Origin of the sequence: Bradyrhizobium sp. WYCCWR 13022 (genome assembly GCF_030435535.1) — a bacterium.
Classification (GTDB): Bacteria; Pseudomonadota; Alphaproteobacteria; order Rhizobiales; family Xanthobacteraceae; genus Bradyrhizobium.
The window spans coordinates 1348269-1362086 of the sequence record NZ_JAUIZJ010000002.1 but is presented as its reverse complement, the minus strand read 5'-3'; the positions used below and the strand labels follow the sequence as shown (position 1 = coordinate 1362086).

Below are 13818 nucleotides of genomic sequence, written 5' to 3'. Positions count from 1 at the left end.
CGATGGTTGATCCCGCAGCGCTGATCGAGGTCGCCAATCTCGGCGTCCGCCTCAACACCAGCCGCGGCCCGGCACAGGCCGTGCGCGGCGTCAGCTTTGCGCTGAAGCGCGGCGAGACGCTCGGGCTTGTCGGCGAATCCGGCTGCGGCAAGTCGGTCACGGCGCTGTCGCTGATGGGATTGCTGCCGGACAGCGCGGTTGTGACCGGCAGCATCAAGCTTGATGGCAACGAGCTCGCGCGGCTTCCTGATGCCGAATATTGCAAGCTGCGCGGCAACCGCATCAGCATGATCTTCCAGGAGCCGATGACGGCTCTCAACCCGATGCACACGATCGGCCATCAGGTTGCAGAACCCTTGCGGCGTCACAAGAAATATTCCGCCGCGCAGGCGCGGAAGGAGGCGATCGCCTTGCTCGACCGCGTCGGGCTGCCCGATCCCGCAAAACGCATCGATGCCTATCCGCACCAGTTCTCCGGCGGCCAGCGCCAGCGCGTCACGATTGCGATGGCGCTGGCCTGCGAGCCCGATCTGTTGATCGCGGACGAGCCCACCACCGCGCTCGACGTCACCATCCAGGGCCAGATCCTCGATCTCATCGCCGATCTGGTCGAGGAGCGCGGCATGTCGATGATCCTGATCTCGCACGATCTCGGCGTCATCGCCGAGAATGTGCAGCGCATGATGGTGATGTATGGCGGCACGGTGGTCGAGAGCGGGCCGACCGACGAGGTGTTCCGCCGCATGGGCCATCCGTACACGCAAGGCCTGTTCCGTGCCCGTCCAAAACTCGGTGCGCGCAAGGGGACGCGGCTGACGACGATCTCGGGCACGGTGCCGGAGCTCGCCGATCTGCCGGTGGGCTGCGCCTTCGGCGAGCGCTGTCCGCTGGTCGAGGAAAAATGTCGTGCGGCGCTGCCGCCGATGGTCGAGGTCGGCCCGGGCCACGCCGTGCGCTGCGTGCGTACCGATGTGTCGATGGCCACGAATGTCGGGGCGCTGTCCGCATGACCGCAGCACCTCTTCTCAACGTCAGGAATCTCGAGCAGCGCTACGCGCTGCCGCGCGAAAGCCTGTTTCGTTCGCCCGGAGAGGTGCGCGCGCTCAACGGCGTCAGCGTGCAGGTCCAGGCCGGCAAGAGCCTCGGCATCGTCGGCGAATCCGGCTCGGGCAAGTCGACCTTCGCGCGCGTCGTGATGGCGCTGGAGCGGCCGACGGCGGGGCAGGTCACGCTGCTCGGCCGCGATCTCAACCGCATCTCGCCTGATGAATTGCGCCGCGCACGCCGCGATTTCCAGATGGTGTTCCAGGATCCTTACGGCTCGCTCGACCCGCGCCAGACCATCGCGCGCATCGTCGCCGAGCCGCTCACCGTGCTTGACGATGCCGACCGCAATACGTTCCGCGCCCGCGTTGCCGCCGTGCTGAAGCAGGTCGGCCTGCGTGAAGCGGACATGGATAAATATCCGCACGAATTCTCCGGCGGCCAGCGCCAGCGAATCGCCATTGCGCGTGCGCTGATCACGCAACCCAAACTGATCGTCGCGGATGAACCCGTCTCCGCGCTCGACGTCTCCGTGCAGGCCCAGGTGCTGAACCTGATGCAGGACCTCCAGGAGCAGTTCCGCCTCAGCTACATCCTGATCAGCCACGACCTTGCCGTCGTCGACTATCTCTGCGACGAGGTCGCGGTGATGTATCTCGGCCGGGTGGTCGAGCAAGGGCGGCCGGAAGACCTGTTCGAGCGCTGCGCTCATCCCTATACGCGGGCGCTGCTGGACGCCGTGCCGCGGGCACGCGCCGGGGGCGGTCGGCGGCGGCGCGGCGCCCAGGCGATCGCCTCGCAATCGGCGGCGGCGACCGGATGCCCCTATGTTGCGCGTTGTCCGCTCGCCGACCAGCATTGCAGCGAGGTTCCGCCCTTGCTACGCAGGGTGGGCGAGGGACATCTCGCCGCCTGCCACAAGGCGGAGGCCGTGATGGCATTGCCGCAGTCGGGCCTGGAAGGTTAGTGTCCGCCCGAGGATTGGCGTAGGCTGGAAACAGAGAAGGCCGGGGAGTTAGGCATGTTGAAGAAGCTTTCGATCGTCGCTTTTGCCGCCGCATTGGCCGCGGCGCCGCTGCCGGTGCTGGCGCAGGGCAAGAAGGACAGCGTCGTCATGGGCATGACGCTGGAGCCGCCGGGGCTCGATCCCACCAATGCCGCCGCCGCCGCGATCGCCGAGGTCACGCTCTACAACATCTATGAGACCCTGACCAAGATCAACGAGGACGGCTCGGTCTCGCCGCTGCTGGCCGAGAGCTGGACGGCATCGCCCGATTTGAAGACGTATACCTTCAAGCTGCGCAAGGGCGTCAAATTCCAGAACGGCGAGGCTTTCAATTCAGCCGCCGTCAAATTCTCGTTCGAGCGCAACGCGGCCGCGAACAGCACCAACAAGGACAAGAGCCTGTACCAGGCGTTCGAGAAGGTCGACGCGCCCGACGCCGACACGATCGTGCTGACGCTGAAATATCCCGAGCCGAACCTGCCGTTCCTGCTGGGGCAGGCGAGCGGCTCGATCGTCGAGCCGAAGAGCGCGGCGACCAACATCACCCAGCCGGTCGGCACCGGGCCGTACCAGCTGGGCGGCTGGGTCAAGGGCTCCTCGCTCACGCTGAACAAATGGGCCGACTACCGCAACGCCTCCGCGATCAAGCTGTCCAAGGTGACGATCCGCTTCATCGGCGATCCGGCCGCGCAGATTGCAGCGCTGCTGTCCGGGGACGTCGATGCGTTCCCGCGTGTCACCACCCGCGGTGTTGCGCAGTTCAAGAACGATCCGCGCTTCACCGTGCTGATCGGCGGCTCCAAGGCCAAGACCATCGTCGCCATCAACGAGAAGAAGAAGCCGCTCGACGACGTCAGGGTGCGCCGTGCGATCCTCGCCGCCATCGACCGCAAGGCGATGATCGACGGCGCGGTCGAAGGCTTCGGCACGCCGATCGGCAGCTTCTACACGCCGGGCTCGCTCGGCTATGTCGACACGACTGGCATCAACCCTTACGATCCGGAGAAGGCGAAGAAGCTGCTGGCCGAGGCCGGCGTCACCACGCCGCTCGAGCTCAGCCTGAAGCTGCCGCCGCCGCCCTACGCGCGGCAAGGCGGCGAGATCCTCGCGGCCCAGCTCGCCAAGGTGGGCATCGTCGCCAAGATCGAGAATGTCGAGTGGGCGCAGTGGCTGTCGCAGGTGTTCGCGCCGAACGGGCCGCACAATTACGACCTCACCATCGTCTCGCATGTCGAGCCGTTCGATCTCGTCAAGCTGACCGAGCCCGACTTCTATCTCGGCTACAACAGCGAGGCCTTCAACGCGCTGTACAAGCAGATCGTGTCGACGCCTGACCAGGCCGGCCGCGCCAAGCTGCTTGGCGATGCCCAGAAGATGCTGGCGACCGATGCCGTGGCCGGCTTCCTGTTCCAGCCGCAATGGCCGACGGTCATCAACAAGAAGCTGAAGGGCGTCTGGAAGGAAGTCCCGCAGTTCGAGAACGATTTCTCGGCCTGGTCCTGGGAGTGAACCACTCACCCAGCTCGAAGCTGACAGGTTGATTCTGACCTCTCCCCGTCGAGGGAGAGGTCATTTTTTTGATCGCATCAAGGCAAGATCTGCAAAACAACCCCATGCACAGTAGACGGGGACAGTGCTTTCAATGGCTTGCGCGGCCCGCTTGAGCGCTAGTGCAATTTCGCGGCAAAGTTGACCCGTCGGGCAAAACACTGGCATGATGACATCATCGCGAGCCACCGCCGGGCACTGGTCCTGCCGATGAGAAGCGACGCACCGTCCGAAGACGATGCGCCGCTCGTTGCTCACGCCGCTTTCGCCTCGACACTGCCTATCCAGTTGCGGGCAAGCGTCACGTCTGCTTGCGATATCTGATGACCTGCCGGCAAGACCTTGTGGTCGACCCGCGCCCCTGCGTGCGACAACAGCGCTGCAAGCTTGGCCGAATTGCTCGCCGGCACGATCGGATCGGCCTGCCCGGACAGCAGCAGAACGGGCTTGCCGTCGAGTTTAGCCATGGGCGGATCCGACAGCGGCACCATGGCGCGCAGCAGGATCGCGCCGGCCAGCACCTCCGGCTTCAGCAGCAACAGCGCGGCTGCGATGTTGGCGCCATTGGAGAAGCCGACCGCAATGGGCGCGGCGATGCCGTATTGCGTCCGCGCGTTGGCGACGAAGTCGGCGAGTTCGATCGCGCGGCGGCGCACGTCGGTCTCGTCGAACACGCCTTCGGCAAGGCGGCGGAAGAAGCGCGGCATGCCGTGCTCGAGCACGCGGCCGCGCGGCGAGAGCAGCGCCGAGCCCGGCGAGATCATCTTGCCGAGCCCGAGCAGATCGTTCTCGTCGCCACCGGTGCCGTGCAGCAGCAGCAGAGGCGGGGAGCCCGCGCTGGTCGCGGGCTCGAAACGATGGATGAAGTCGGTCATGACGCGGTCTCTTCCAGGCTCGGCAGCACGCCCTCGATCTGCTTGCGATGCTGTTCGAGGAAGCTGGGCAGCTTCAGGTCACGTCCAAGCGTCGCCACGGGCTCGTCCACGGCGAAGCCGGGGATGTCGGTCGCGATCTCGAACAGAACGCCGCCGGGCTCGCGGAAGTAGATCGAGCGGAAGTAGTTGCGGTCCCGCTGCTCGGTCGGATGCAGGCCATGACTGCTCACGAGCCTCTCGGCCATCTTGCCCTGCTCGGCATCATCGGCCGCACGGAAGGCGATGTGGTGCACCGAGCCGCCGCCCTGGTGGCCGCGCAGAAAGCCCTTGGCCTCGTAGATGTCGACGACGCTGCCCTCGGCATCGCCTGGCGCCTTGAAGCGGATCACCGAGCCTTCACGGCCGGTCTCCTTGAAGCCGAACACGTCGGTGAGGACGGCGGCCGTCTTCGCTGCGCTGTCGAGCAGCAGGGTCACGCCGTGGAAGCCGCGGATCGCATGCTCTGATGGCACGTCGCCATTGCTCCAGCCGGGCTCGTTCTCGGCGCCGGGGACGCCAACAAGGGCTAGCGCCATGCCGTCAGGGTCGGTGAACGGCAGCACGGACTCGCCAAAACGCTTTTCGAGCGCCTCGTAGGCAATGCCCTTCTCGATGAAGCGCTGCGTCCAGAAGCCGAGCGAGCGTTGCGGCACGCGAAACGCGGTCTGATGGGTCTCGCCGACGCCCCGTCGTCCCGGAGACACGCCAGCCCAGGGGAAGAAGGTCAGGATGGTGCCGGGGCGGCCGGTCTCGTCGCCGTAATAGAAGTGATAGGTGCCGGGGTCGTCGAAATTGACCGTCTTCTTGACGAAGCGCAGGCCGAGATCCCGGGTGTAGAAGCCGAAATTGCGGATGGGGTCGCCGGCAATCGCGGTGACATGGTGCAGTCCAGACATTGTCGTCCTCCAAAAACTCGGGGAGCGGGTCTTGCTCTCTGGCCGGAAATATCGTTCCGCTTTGGATTGGAGACAATCCATGCAAATATGACGGCTATGTCTACGATTTGGAAACAATCGAGGCCCGGCCTTGGATAAGGTCGCCAGCCTCCGGGCCTTCGTGAAAGTGGTCGAAAGCGGCAGCTTTGCCGAGGCCGGGCGGCAATTGCGGCTGTCGCGCTCGGCGATCAGCAAATACATCGCCGACCTCGAGGAGAGCCTCGGCGTCCAGCTTCTGAACAGGACCACCCGTCACGCCAGCCCGACCGAGAACGGCCAGCGCTATTTCGAGCGGGCGGTCGTCATCCTCTCGGAGATCGAGGCCGCCGACCAGGCCGTGGCGCAGGCCCAGTCGGCGCCGCGGGGCCTGCTGCGGGTCAATGCGCCGATGTCGTTCGGTACGATGCGGCTCGGGCCCGCGCTCGCGGACTTCATGGAGACGTATCCGGAGCTTCAGCTCCAGATCGTGCTGAGCGACGATTTGCTCGATCCGGTGCAGGACGGTTTTGACGTGACCTTGCGGATTGCCGAGCTGGAATCCTCGAGCCTGATCGCGCGAAAAATCATCCCGATGCCGCGCATGATCTGCGCTTCGCCCGATTATCTCGCGCTTCACGGCACGCCAAGGCATCCGCAGGATCTGCGCGCGCATGCCTCGCTCACCTACGGCTTCCTGCTGACGGGCAATCAGTGGAAGCTGTCAGGCCGCGATGGCTACCACTGGATCCAGCCGGACTGGTCGCTCTGCGTCAACAATGCCGAAGTGCTTCGTGATGCCGCGATCAAGGGCAGGGGCCTCGCGCTGCTGCCGGAGTTCATTGCCGCTGATGCTTTGAAGAGGGGCGAGTTGCGGACGGTGCTCGATGATTATTCGGCGCCGCCGCTTGCGCTCTATGCGGTGTATCCGCCGACGCGACATCTGTCGGTGAAGGTGCGGCTGTTCATCGATTTTCTGGTGGAGCGGTTTGGGCGGGAGGAGGCGGCGGGCTGAGGCGCCGAGGCGGGGAACGTGGACTCAGATCAAATGCCACGCTTGCTGTCGGGCAATCCGAGAATAATGCCAAGGAACCAACCGCCAAAGAAAGAGACGATCAGCATGAGGAGATCGGTCGTTACGGAAGGACCGAACTCCTGCGGGCCTCGAACCCGATCAAACCCGATGAGCCCCAGAGCACAAGCTCCCGCGGAGAATACGGGCAAAAACACTGCGAGCCGTCCCTGAGGGTTCTGTGACAGAGCCCTGGATCGACGGTACGACATCGCGGCACTCGAGACGATCACGATCAGACAGGCAGTGAGGAACATGGACATTATCCTTCGTGCCTTGCAGCGTACTCGCTAGATCAAAAGAAAGCCTTTCCGAGCAGATCGAAGTTTATCGATTGCCGTATGGATTGATATCTGTAACCGCACACGATGCGGACGAAGTCAGCTCTGGGTCCACTAGCGCAAGCCGCGATCGGGCTTGCCTAACCGTGAAGCTGCGCGTTCAGGCCGTCCCAATTTCCCTTGCGTTTTGTCGCCTCGAGCGCGCCGCTCTGGGAATTGCGGCGAAAGAGAAGGCCCTTCTGGCCCGAGAGTTCCTTGGCTTTCACGACGCGGCCATCTTCCAACAGGATGCGCGCGCCTGCCGTGACGTAGCAGCCTGCTTCGACGATGCAATCGTCACCCAGTGAAATGCCGATACCGGCGTTGGCTCCGATCAGGCAGCGCTCGCCAACCGTGATCTTCTCCTTGCCTCCGCCTGACAGCGTCCCCATGATCGAGGCGCCGCCGCCAATGTCGCTGCCGCTTGCCACGACCACGCCGGCGCTGATCCGGCCTTCGACCATGCAGGGACCGAGCGTGCCCGCGTTGAAGTTGCAAAAGCCCTCATGCATCACGGTAGTGCCCGGAGCCAGATGGGCGCCGAGCCTGACGCGATCCGCATCCGCAATTCTCACGTCCGCAGGCGTCACGTAATCTGTCATGCGGGGAAACTTGTCGATGCCTGCCACCTCGAAGGCGAGACCACGCTTTCGCGCCAGCAGCCGCACGTCCGCGACGCGCGCGGGTTCGCAGGGACCGAGGCTCGTCCAGGCTACGTTGGGCAACAGACCGAAAATGCCGTCGAGGTTCAGGCTATTCGGCTGGACCAGCCGGTGGCTCAACAGATGCAGGCGAAGATAGGCGTCGTGCACGTCCGTCGGCGCGGATTCGAGAGAGCCAAGGCTTGTGCGGACGGCAACGATGTCGACGTTGCGGATGTCGTCGTGTCGCGCATAGCCGTCGGCCAGCTCGCCCAACGATTTGACGATCTCGTCATTCGTAAGCCGGACCGTCGCCGTCTTGTCGGCCTCCGCAACCAGGGTTGGCTTGAGAAACCAGGAATCCAGCACGCGACCGTCGGCGGTCACAGTCGCAAATCCCTCGCCCCACGCGCCCTTCAGCTCCATCGCCATTTGAATTCCTCCCAGTGCAATCCTTCGCAGTGGATACGCGAGTTCTCGCCAGGGGGAAAGCCGGGCTGAGGCGCGTCAGCCCGGCTCGTCGCCTTATTTCCTGCCGTCGAGGAACTCGCGGACCGCCTTGATGGTCGCCGCCGGATCCTCTTCCATCAGCCAGTGCCCGGCGCCAGGGACCACCACTTCGGTGACATCGCTCGCCGCATTGCGCATCACGACCGCTTCCATCTTGCCAAATGACTTTTCGCCGCCGACGGCGAGCACGGGCATGGTCAGCTTGGTCGCGATCTGCTTCTTGTTGTCCTCGGCGTCGGTACGGATCGCCCTGAATTGGGCGAAGGCGGAATGCATCGCGCCCGGCTGCGCATAGAGTTTTGCGTAGTGGCGGCGCGTCGCTTCGTCGACCTTGGAAGGCGTACCGGCAAACTCGTTCCAGAAGCGGTCGAGATAGATGCGCTCGCGCCCCTTGACCAGCCGCTCCATGTCGGGGCCGCCGAAATCGAAGTGCCAGAGCTGCGGGCTGCGGACGATCTCGTCCCACGGCGGTACGCCGGGGACGGGGGCATCCATGACGACCAGCTTCTCGGTGAGGTCGCGGTAGCGCGCCGCGTAGGCATACGCGACCATGGTGCCGATGTCGTGTCCAATGACGATGGCCTTGTCGATGCCGAGCGACTGTAGGACGGCCCGCATATCGGCGGCCTGGCTCCATTTGTCGTAGCCGGTCTCGGGCTTGGCCGAGAGGCCCATGCCGCGCAAATCAGGCACGACCACGGTGTGGTCGCGAACGAGGTCCGCGCCAAGCTTCGCCCACATGTCGCCGGTGTCGCCAAAACCGTGGATCAGGATCACGGCGGGTCCCTTGCCGCCGATGCGCACGTGGATCTGCGTGCCGTTGGCCGGGATGGTTTTGGTCTGGAAGCTGGACGGGAAGGGTTCCTCGGCGCGGGCGGCCGCCGGCGCGAGCAACATGAGGAGAATGGCGAGATGTCTTGCGCGCACGGGCGGTCCTTATCATTTTGTGTTTCGGATCGCAGAGGTAGTTGGAGACCGATCGATCTACAACAGGAATCCGTGCGAGCGGCCGTAGCAATCGTGCGAGATTGCAATCTCTCGGCCGGATCGCATTTTCAATGCGATCCGACCTCGTCCTTCGAGAGAGATGAGTGCTTCGCGGGCGCGAGCAGGTCGTCGAGCGCGTTCATCGAGGCTTCTCGAAGCGCGGCGAGCTCGCGCGCGGCATCCTGACATTCGCCTGATGACATCGATGGCGCTGCCTGCTCGACGTCACGACAGCGATCGAACAGTCGGACGAGGCCCAGCGCACTCGCCGCGCTGCCGAGCTGGTGCGCGGATCGCGCAAGCTGTTTGTGATCGCCGGCTGCGGCGGCGGCAGCGATGTCGGCGATCAGCTTTTCGCCTGTCTCGTCGAGCAATCGATGCAGCTTCGCGATCTGCGAGGTGCCGAGCAGGTCCTTCTGGTCGGCGAGAAAGTGCCGGTCGATCAAGGCTCCGGTTTCCGGCCGCGGATCCGCCGCGCCTCGTTCGGGCTCGTTTTCGAGCGCCTCGCGAAGCGCGTTCATGAGGATCGGCTTGCTGACGACCTTGCCGATCCCGGCGGCGGTCAGGCGCTCGCGGGTGTCGCGGGACACGTCGGCGGTCACGACGATGATCCGCGGCATCGGTTGCAGCGGGAGCTGCCGAATGCGCGTGGCCGCCTCGACGCCGTCCATGTCGGGCATGTGCAGGTCCATCAGGACCACGTCGAACGGCTGTTTGCGGGCGAGCGCGACGGCGGCGGCACCGTTCCTCGCGATCGCGGCGCGGTGCCCGAGCCTGATCAGAATGGCTTCGCCGACCTCGCAATTCACGGGGTCGTCGTCGACCAGCAGCACGCGGAATTGCCGCGACGGCGGCGGAAGCGCGCCGAGTGCGATGCCGCTCGCGGCCAGGCCGAGCGGCACGAGAAGCGTGAACACGCTGCCGGCGCCCGGCGCGCTCTCCACCGTCAGCTCGCCGCGCATCAGCCGCGTCAGGCGGCGCGCGATCGCAAGCCCAAGGCCGGTGCCGCCGAACCGCCGCGCGATGCTGTCGTCGGCCTGCACGAAATCCTCGAAGATCCGCTCGTGCATGTCGGGTGCGATGCCGATGCCGGTGTCGCGGACGATGACGCGCAGCAGCGCATGATCGTCATGCCGCTCGGCGGTCGCGCTCAGCGCGATGCCGCCGCTCGGGGTGAACTTGATGGCGTTGCCGATCAAATTGAGCAGGATGCGGTTGAGCCGGACGGGATCGCCGTGAACGGAGCTGTTGACTGTCGCATCGCAGGCGAGGTCGAAGGAGAGGCCCTTGCCGAACGCCTGCGGACCCATCAGGTCGACGGCCGTCTCGATCAACTGGTCGAGGCGGAAGTCGCGCGTCTCCAGCGCCTCCGTGCTGGCCTCCAGGCGCGCATATTCGAGAATGGCGTCGACCAGGGCGATCAGCGTTTCGCCCGAGGCGGCGGCGGTCGCGAGGTGGCGGCGCTGGATTTCGCCGAGCCGGCCGTCGTCGAGCAGTTGCAGAACGCCCATGACGCCGTTGAGCGGCGTGCGCAGCTCGTGGCTGACGACGGCGAGGAAGCGCGATTTGGTCTCGTTGGCCGCGACCGCGACGCTGCGCGCGCGCTCGGCCGCATCGTGCTCGGCAAGGGCGTGATCGCGCGCCTTCTCGAGCTCGGAGGTGCGCTCGATCACCTTGCGCTCGAGCGTCGCATAGGACTCGTGCAGATGCGCGGCCATCCGGTTGAACTGGTCGCCGAGCGCTTCCAGCTCGTCGCCGGTCTTTATGGCGAGCCGCAGCCCGAGATCGCCGCTGCCGATCCGCTGGGCACCCTGGCTCAGCATCTGGATCGGCACGGTCATGCGCCGGCTGAGCCAGAGCGACACCAGCGTCGCGAAGGCCAGGAGGACGATCAGCAGAAACGCCGACCGTCCGATCGAGGCGTAGATCGGCGCGTAGGCTTCGCTGAGCGGAAGCTCGGCGAACACCAGCCAGCCGAGCGAAGGCACCGTGGCGTAGGTCGACAGCACGCGCTGACCGGAAAAATCCTCCTTGATGAGGCCGCCCGAGGGGGGCCCGACCCCGTCGAGCGCGGCGCGCACGTCCGGATGCGAGGAGAGATCGCTGCGGCGGAGCGCCGGCCACAAATCGGGATGCGCGATCAGTACGCCGAGGCGGTCGACCACATAGGCCTTGCCCGTATTGCCGACCCTGATCCCGGCGACGAGGTCCCAGATGAAACGCAGATTGACCTCGGCGACCACCACGTTGGGCGTGCTGCCGGCCCCGCGCACCGCAATCGTCATGAAGGGCTCGGTGTCGTCGAAGAAGTAGACCGGCCCGTAATAGGCCCGGCTTTCATTGGCGCCGCGAAAGGCGGCAGAGGAGGAATGGTCGACGTTGCTGCCGACCCTGTCCGCGACACGGCGCGACACCCGCACCTGCTCGCGGCCCTTTGCATCGAGCTCGGTCAATTCGGCGATCGCGGGCGACAGACGCAGCAGGCGGATGGCGTTGAGGCGCTCGTCCTCGTTGGTCGACAGCTCCGGAGGCAGGCGCGAGAGCCATCTGATCTGGTTTTCGATCTGGCCGACGAACTGGCCGATCTGGATCGCCGCGCTTGCGGCCTGCTCGCGCTGGGCTGCGGCGAGAAGCTGCTTCTGCTCGCGATAGGAGAACCAGACGTCGAAGCCGGTATTGATGGCGAGCGCGGCAAAGGCGAGGGCGACGATCGCGTAGAGATATTTGCGGAACAGCCGGCCCGGAGGCGTCCGCAAATGTCCCTGGTCGATCTCTTCGTTCACTCGCGGATCTCGTCGGCGCGCGCCAGCAGGGTGAACGGGATCTTCAGCCCGAGCGCCTTGGCAACGGTGCGGTTGATCAGCAGCTCGTATTTTCGCGGCGACTGCACCGGCAGATCGCCGGCCTTGGTGCCGCGCAGGATGAGATCGACGTAATCGGCCGAGCGCACCTCCAGCGTCGGCCCGTAGCTCATCAGCCCGCCCGCCTCGATGAAATAGTGGAACGGATAGATCATGGGCACGCCATACCTGGCGGTCGTCGCGACGATCGCTCGCCGGTTGATCACGAGAAAACTGTCGACCAGCGAGATCATCGCCGCCTTCGGCGGCTCGGCGAAACGTCCGATCGCGCCGTCGATCTCCGCTACGGTGCCGATGGGCGCAAGCACCACCGCGACGCCCGAGGAAGCGGCCTCCTGCTCGAGCGAGTCGAGGTAGTAGCGTCCGGCGCGAGGCGTGCTCGCCGGATTGAACAGGACGCCGACGCGCTGGATGTCCGGAACGGCCTCCTTGATGAGCTGAAGCCATTTGCCGCCCATCTCGGGCGTGCTGCTGGTGAAGCCCGTGACATTGCCGCCGGGGTGGGCAAGGCTTTGAACGAAGCCGTTGCCGACGGGGTCGTTCGAGGTTGCGAAGACGATCGGGATCGTGGTGGTGGCCGCCATCATGGCTGCGGTATCGACGGTCGAGCCGGTCAGGATGACATCGGGCTCGAGATCGATGAGCTCCTGCACCGCGGTCTTCATCTGCGCCGGTCCGCCGAACGTCGAGCGGATCTCGAAACGATAGTTGACGCCTTCGACCCAGCCGCGCTGTCGCAAGCCCGCGATCAGCGCGCCGAGGCGGGAGGTCGAACTCTCGGTGATGTTTCGCCTGGTCAACTCGTCGTCGAGCGGCAGGCCGGTGATAGAGGCGACGATTCGGATGCGATCCGACGTTGCGCCTGATGCGAGGAAGCCTGCGGCAGTTGCGCCCGCAAGCCGAATGAAATCGCGGCGGGCGACCGCCGGCACAACGCGGGCAGGAGCAAGCCGCTCAGTCATGAAATGTTTCGCAAAAGTTGTCCCGGCGATGTGCATAACGCGAAAGGCTTGCGACCACAATTGATGAAAAAATGCGCTTGTGAATGTTCATTCGCAGCCACGGGCAGCCCGATACCGTATTGCTACGTAAATCGCTGTTTCGATCGATGTCCGCTCCGTGATGCCTCGTAACGCCTTGTGGCATTGCAACATTTCCGTCCCGGTTGAGACGCGTTTCGCGGAGGCCGATTAACGAACCGCCGATTTTTGAGTCGTTGTTTCCAGTTGTTTTCGAAGGTTTACGATGCGCAAAATCTACCTCGCCTCGGCCCTGGTTGGCCTTCTCACCACTGTTGCGGTCGGGCCGCTGGCCGCCCAGGGCGCGACGCCCAAGCAGAAAGCCGTGGCCGCTCCGAAAGCGGTCGCGGCGGGCGCTCCGCCGGCTGCAGCAGCCCCCGCCGCTGCGGCGCCGGCCGCCTCCACCGAGCCCGCTGCGGCGTCCGCCGACGACAAGGTCAAGGCGATCGACGGTTTCCGCTCCGCCAAGTTCGGCATGAACGAGGCCGACGTCCGCGCGGCGATGGCCAAGGACTTCAACCCGAAGGCCGACGCCATCAAGGCCCAGGACAACCCGTCCGAGCTGACCCACAGCGTGCTGCTCTCCGTTCCGGAGCTGCTGCAGAACGGCGGCACCGCCGAGCTCTCCTACGTGTTCGGCTACAAGACCAAGTCGCTGATCCAGGTCGGTGCGGTCTGGTCCAAGGCCACCGACGCGGCCATGACGCCGGAGAAGCTGTTCTCCAACGCCAACATCCTGCGGGCGCACTTCCTCAGCGAGGGCTTCAAGCCCGAATCGATCGCGGTCAACATGCCCGTGAACGGCGGCATCGTGATGTTCCGCGGCAGCGACACCAAGGATCGTTCGGTGATCCTGCTGCTCCAGGGCACGTTCGAGAACAAGGAGAACAACCAGCGCGTGCTCACGCCGACGGGCCTGCTGCTGTTCTACGTGGCCGACGCCAAGAGCCCCGACGTCTTCAAGCTCCCGCCCGGCCAGTTCTGA

12 protein-coding genes are annotated in these 13818 nt (G+C 65.1%); 5 read left to right on the top strand and 7 right to left on the bottom strand.

Annotated elements, in window-relative coordinates:
* Positions 1-2 precede the first annotated feature (2 nt).
* The 3 genes from QY049_RS07615 to QY049_RS07605 are packed head-to-tail and all read left to right on the top strand — an operon-like array spanning position 3 to position 3559.
* Positions 3-1010 carry an ABC transporter ATP-binding protein gene (locus QY049_RS07615; protein ID WP_258762311.1) on the top strand — a complete coding sequence of 336 codons (1008 nt, stop codon included), beginning with the start codon at positions 3-5 and terminating at the stop codon, positions 1008-1010.
* The gene (locus QY049_RS07610; protein ID WP_258762310.1) at positions 1007-2011 is read left to right on the top strand and encodes an ABC transporter ATP-binding protein; all 1005 of its coding nucleotides are present in this window, start codon (positions 1007-1009) and stop codon (positions 2009-2011) included. Before QY049_RS07615 ends, QY049_RS07610 begins: the two co-directional genes overlap by 4 nt.
* 54 nt (positions 2012-2065) lie before the next feature.
* Positions 2066-3559, top strand: a complete 1494-nt coding sequence (locus QY049_RS07605) for an ABC transporter substrate-binding protein (protein WP_258762309.1) — start codon at positions 2066-2068, stop codon at positions 3557-3559.
* A gap of 293 nt (positions 3560-3852) precedes the next feature.
* On the opposite strand, the gene QY049_RS07600 is transcribed toward QY049_RS07605, so the two are convergent.
* Together QY049_RS07600 and QY049_RS07595 are read right to left on the bottom strand one after the other, a co-directional pair.
* Positions 3853-4473 carry an alpha/beta hydrolase gene (locus QY049_RS07600; protein ID WP_258762308.1) on the bottom strand — a complete coding sequence of 207 codons (621 nt, stop codon included), beginning with the start codon at positions 4471-4473 and terminating at the stop codon, positions 3853-3855.
* Entirely contained in the window at positions 4470-5408 is a 939-nt protein-coding gene (locus QY049_RS07595) for a ring-cleaving dioxygenase (RefSeq protein WP_258762307.1), read from the bottom strand. The genes QY049_RS07600 and QY049_RS07595 overlap by 4 nt, the downstream gene beginning before the upstream one ends.
* Before the next feature lie 130 nt (positions 5409-5538).
* On the opposite strand from QY049_RS07595, the gene QY049_RS07590 reads away from it, so the two are divergent.
* Entirely contained in the window at positions 5539-6438 is a 900-nt protein-coding gene (locus QY049_RS07590; protein ID WP_258762306.1) for a LysR family transcriptional regulator, read from the top strand.
* 29 nt (positions 6439-6467) lie between these two features.
* On the opposite strand, the gene QY049_RS07585 is transcribed toward QY049_RS07590, so the two are convergent.
* From QY049_RS07585 to QY049_RS07565, 5 genes are all read right to left on the bottom strand, one after another.
* Complete coding sequence (locus QY049_RS07585) at positions 6468-6752, bottom strand: hypothetical protein (protein WP_258762305.1); 285 nt, start codon at positions 6750-6752, stop codon at positions 6468-6470.
* Between the two features lie 164 nt (positions 6753-6916).
* Complete coding sequence (gene dapD, locus QY049_RS07580) at positions 6917-7888, bottom strand: 2,3,4,5-tetrahydropyridine-2,6-dicarboxylate N-succinyltransferase (protein ID WP_258762304.1); 972 nt, start codon at positions 7886-7888, stop codon at positions 6917-6919.
* 93 nt (positions 7889-7981) lie between these two features.
* Complete coding sequence (locus tag QY049_RS07575; RefSeq protein ID WP_258762303.1) at positions 7982-8893, bottom strand: alpha/beta fold hydrolase; 912 nt, start codon at positions 8891-8893, stop codon at positions 7982-7984.
* A gap of 128 nt (positions 8894-9021) precedes the next feature.
* On the bottom strand, positions 9022-11736 hold the full coding sequence (locus QY049_RS07570; RefSeq protein WP_258762302.1) for a hybrid sensor histidine kinase/response regulator: 2715 nt from the start codon (positions 11734-11736) through the stop codon (positions 9022-9024).
* Positions 11733-12776 (bottom strand): ABC transporter substrate-binding protein, encoded by a 1044-nt coding sequence (locus QY049_RS07565; protein ID WP_194476666.1) that lies wholly within the window; start codon positions 12774-12776, stop codon positions 11733-11735. Before QY049_RS07565 ends, QY049_RS07570 begins: the two co-directional genes overlap by 4 nt.
* A 283-nt stretch (positions 12777-13059) precedes the next feature.
* Between QY049_RS07565 and QY049_RS07560 the strand changes: the two genes are divergently transcribed.
* Positions 13060-13818, top strand: coding sequence for a hypothetical protein (locus QY049_RS07560; protein ID WP_258762301.1), 759 nt, complete (start codon positions 13060-13062; stop codon positions 13816-13818).

Coding starts and splice junctions, on each gene's coding strand:
- QY049_RS07615 (WP_258762311.1), top strand. CDS start 3: ATGGTTGATCCCGCAGCGCTGATCGAGGTCGCCAATCTCGGCGTCCGC.
- QY049_RS07610 (WP_258762310.1), top strand. CDS start 1,007: ATGACCGCAGCACCTCTTCTCAACGTCAGGAATCTCGAGCAGCGCTAC.
- QY049_RS07605 (WP_258762309.1), top strand. CDS start 2,066: ATGTTGAAGAAGCTTTCGATCGTCGCTTTTGCCGCCGCATTGGCCGCG.
- QY049_RS07600 (WP_258762308.1), bottom strand. CDS start 4,473: ATGACCGACTTCATCCATCGTTTCGAGCCCGCGACCAGCGCGGGCTCC.
- QY049_RS07595 (WP_258762307.1), bottom strand. CDS start 5,408: ATGTCTGGACTGCACCATGTCACCGCGATTGCCGGCGACCCCATCCGC.
- QY049_RS07585 (WP_258762305.1), bottom strand. CDS start 6,752: ATGTTCCTCACTGCCTGTCTGATCGTGATCGTCTCGAGTGCCGCGATG.
- dapD (WP_258762304.1), bottom strand. CDS start 7,888: ATGGCGATGGAGCTGAAGGGCGCGTGGGGCGAGGGATTTGCGACTGTG.
- QY049_RS07565 (WP_194476666.1), bottom strand. CDS start 12,776: ATGACTGAGCGGCTTGCTCCTGCCCGCGTTGTGCCGGCGGTCGCCCGC.
- QY049_RS07560 (WP_258762301.1), top strand. CDS start 13,060: ATGCGCAAAATCTACCTCGCCTCGGCCCTGGTTGGCCTTCTCACCACT.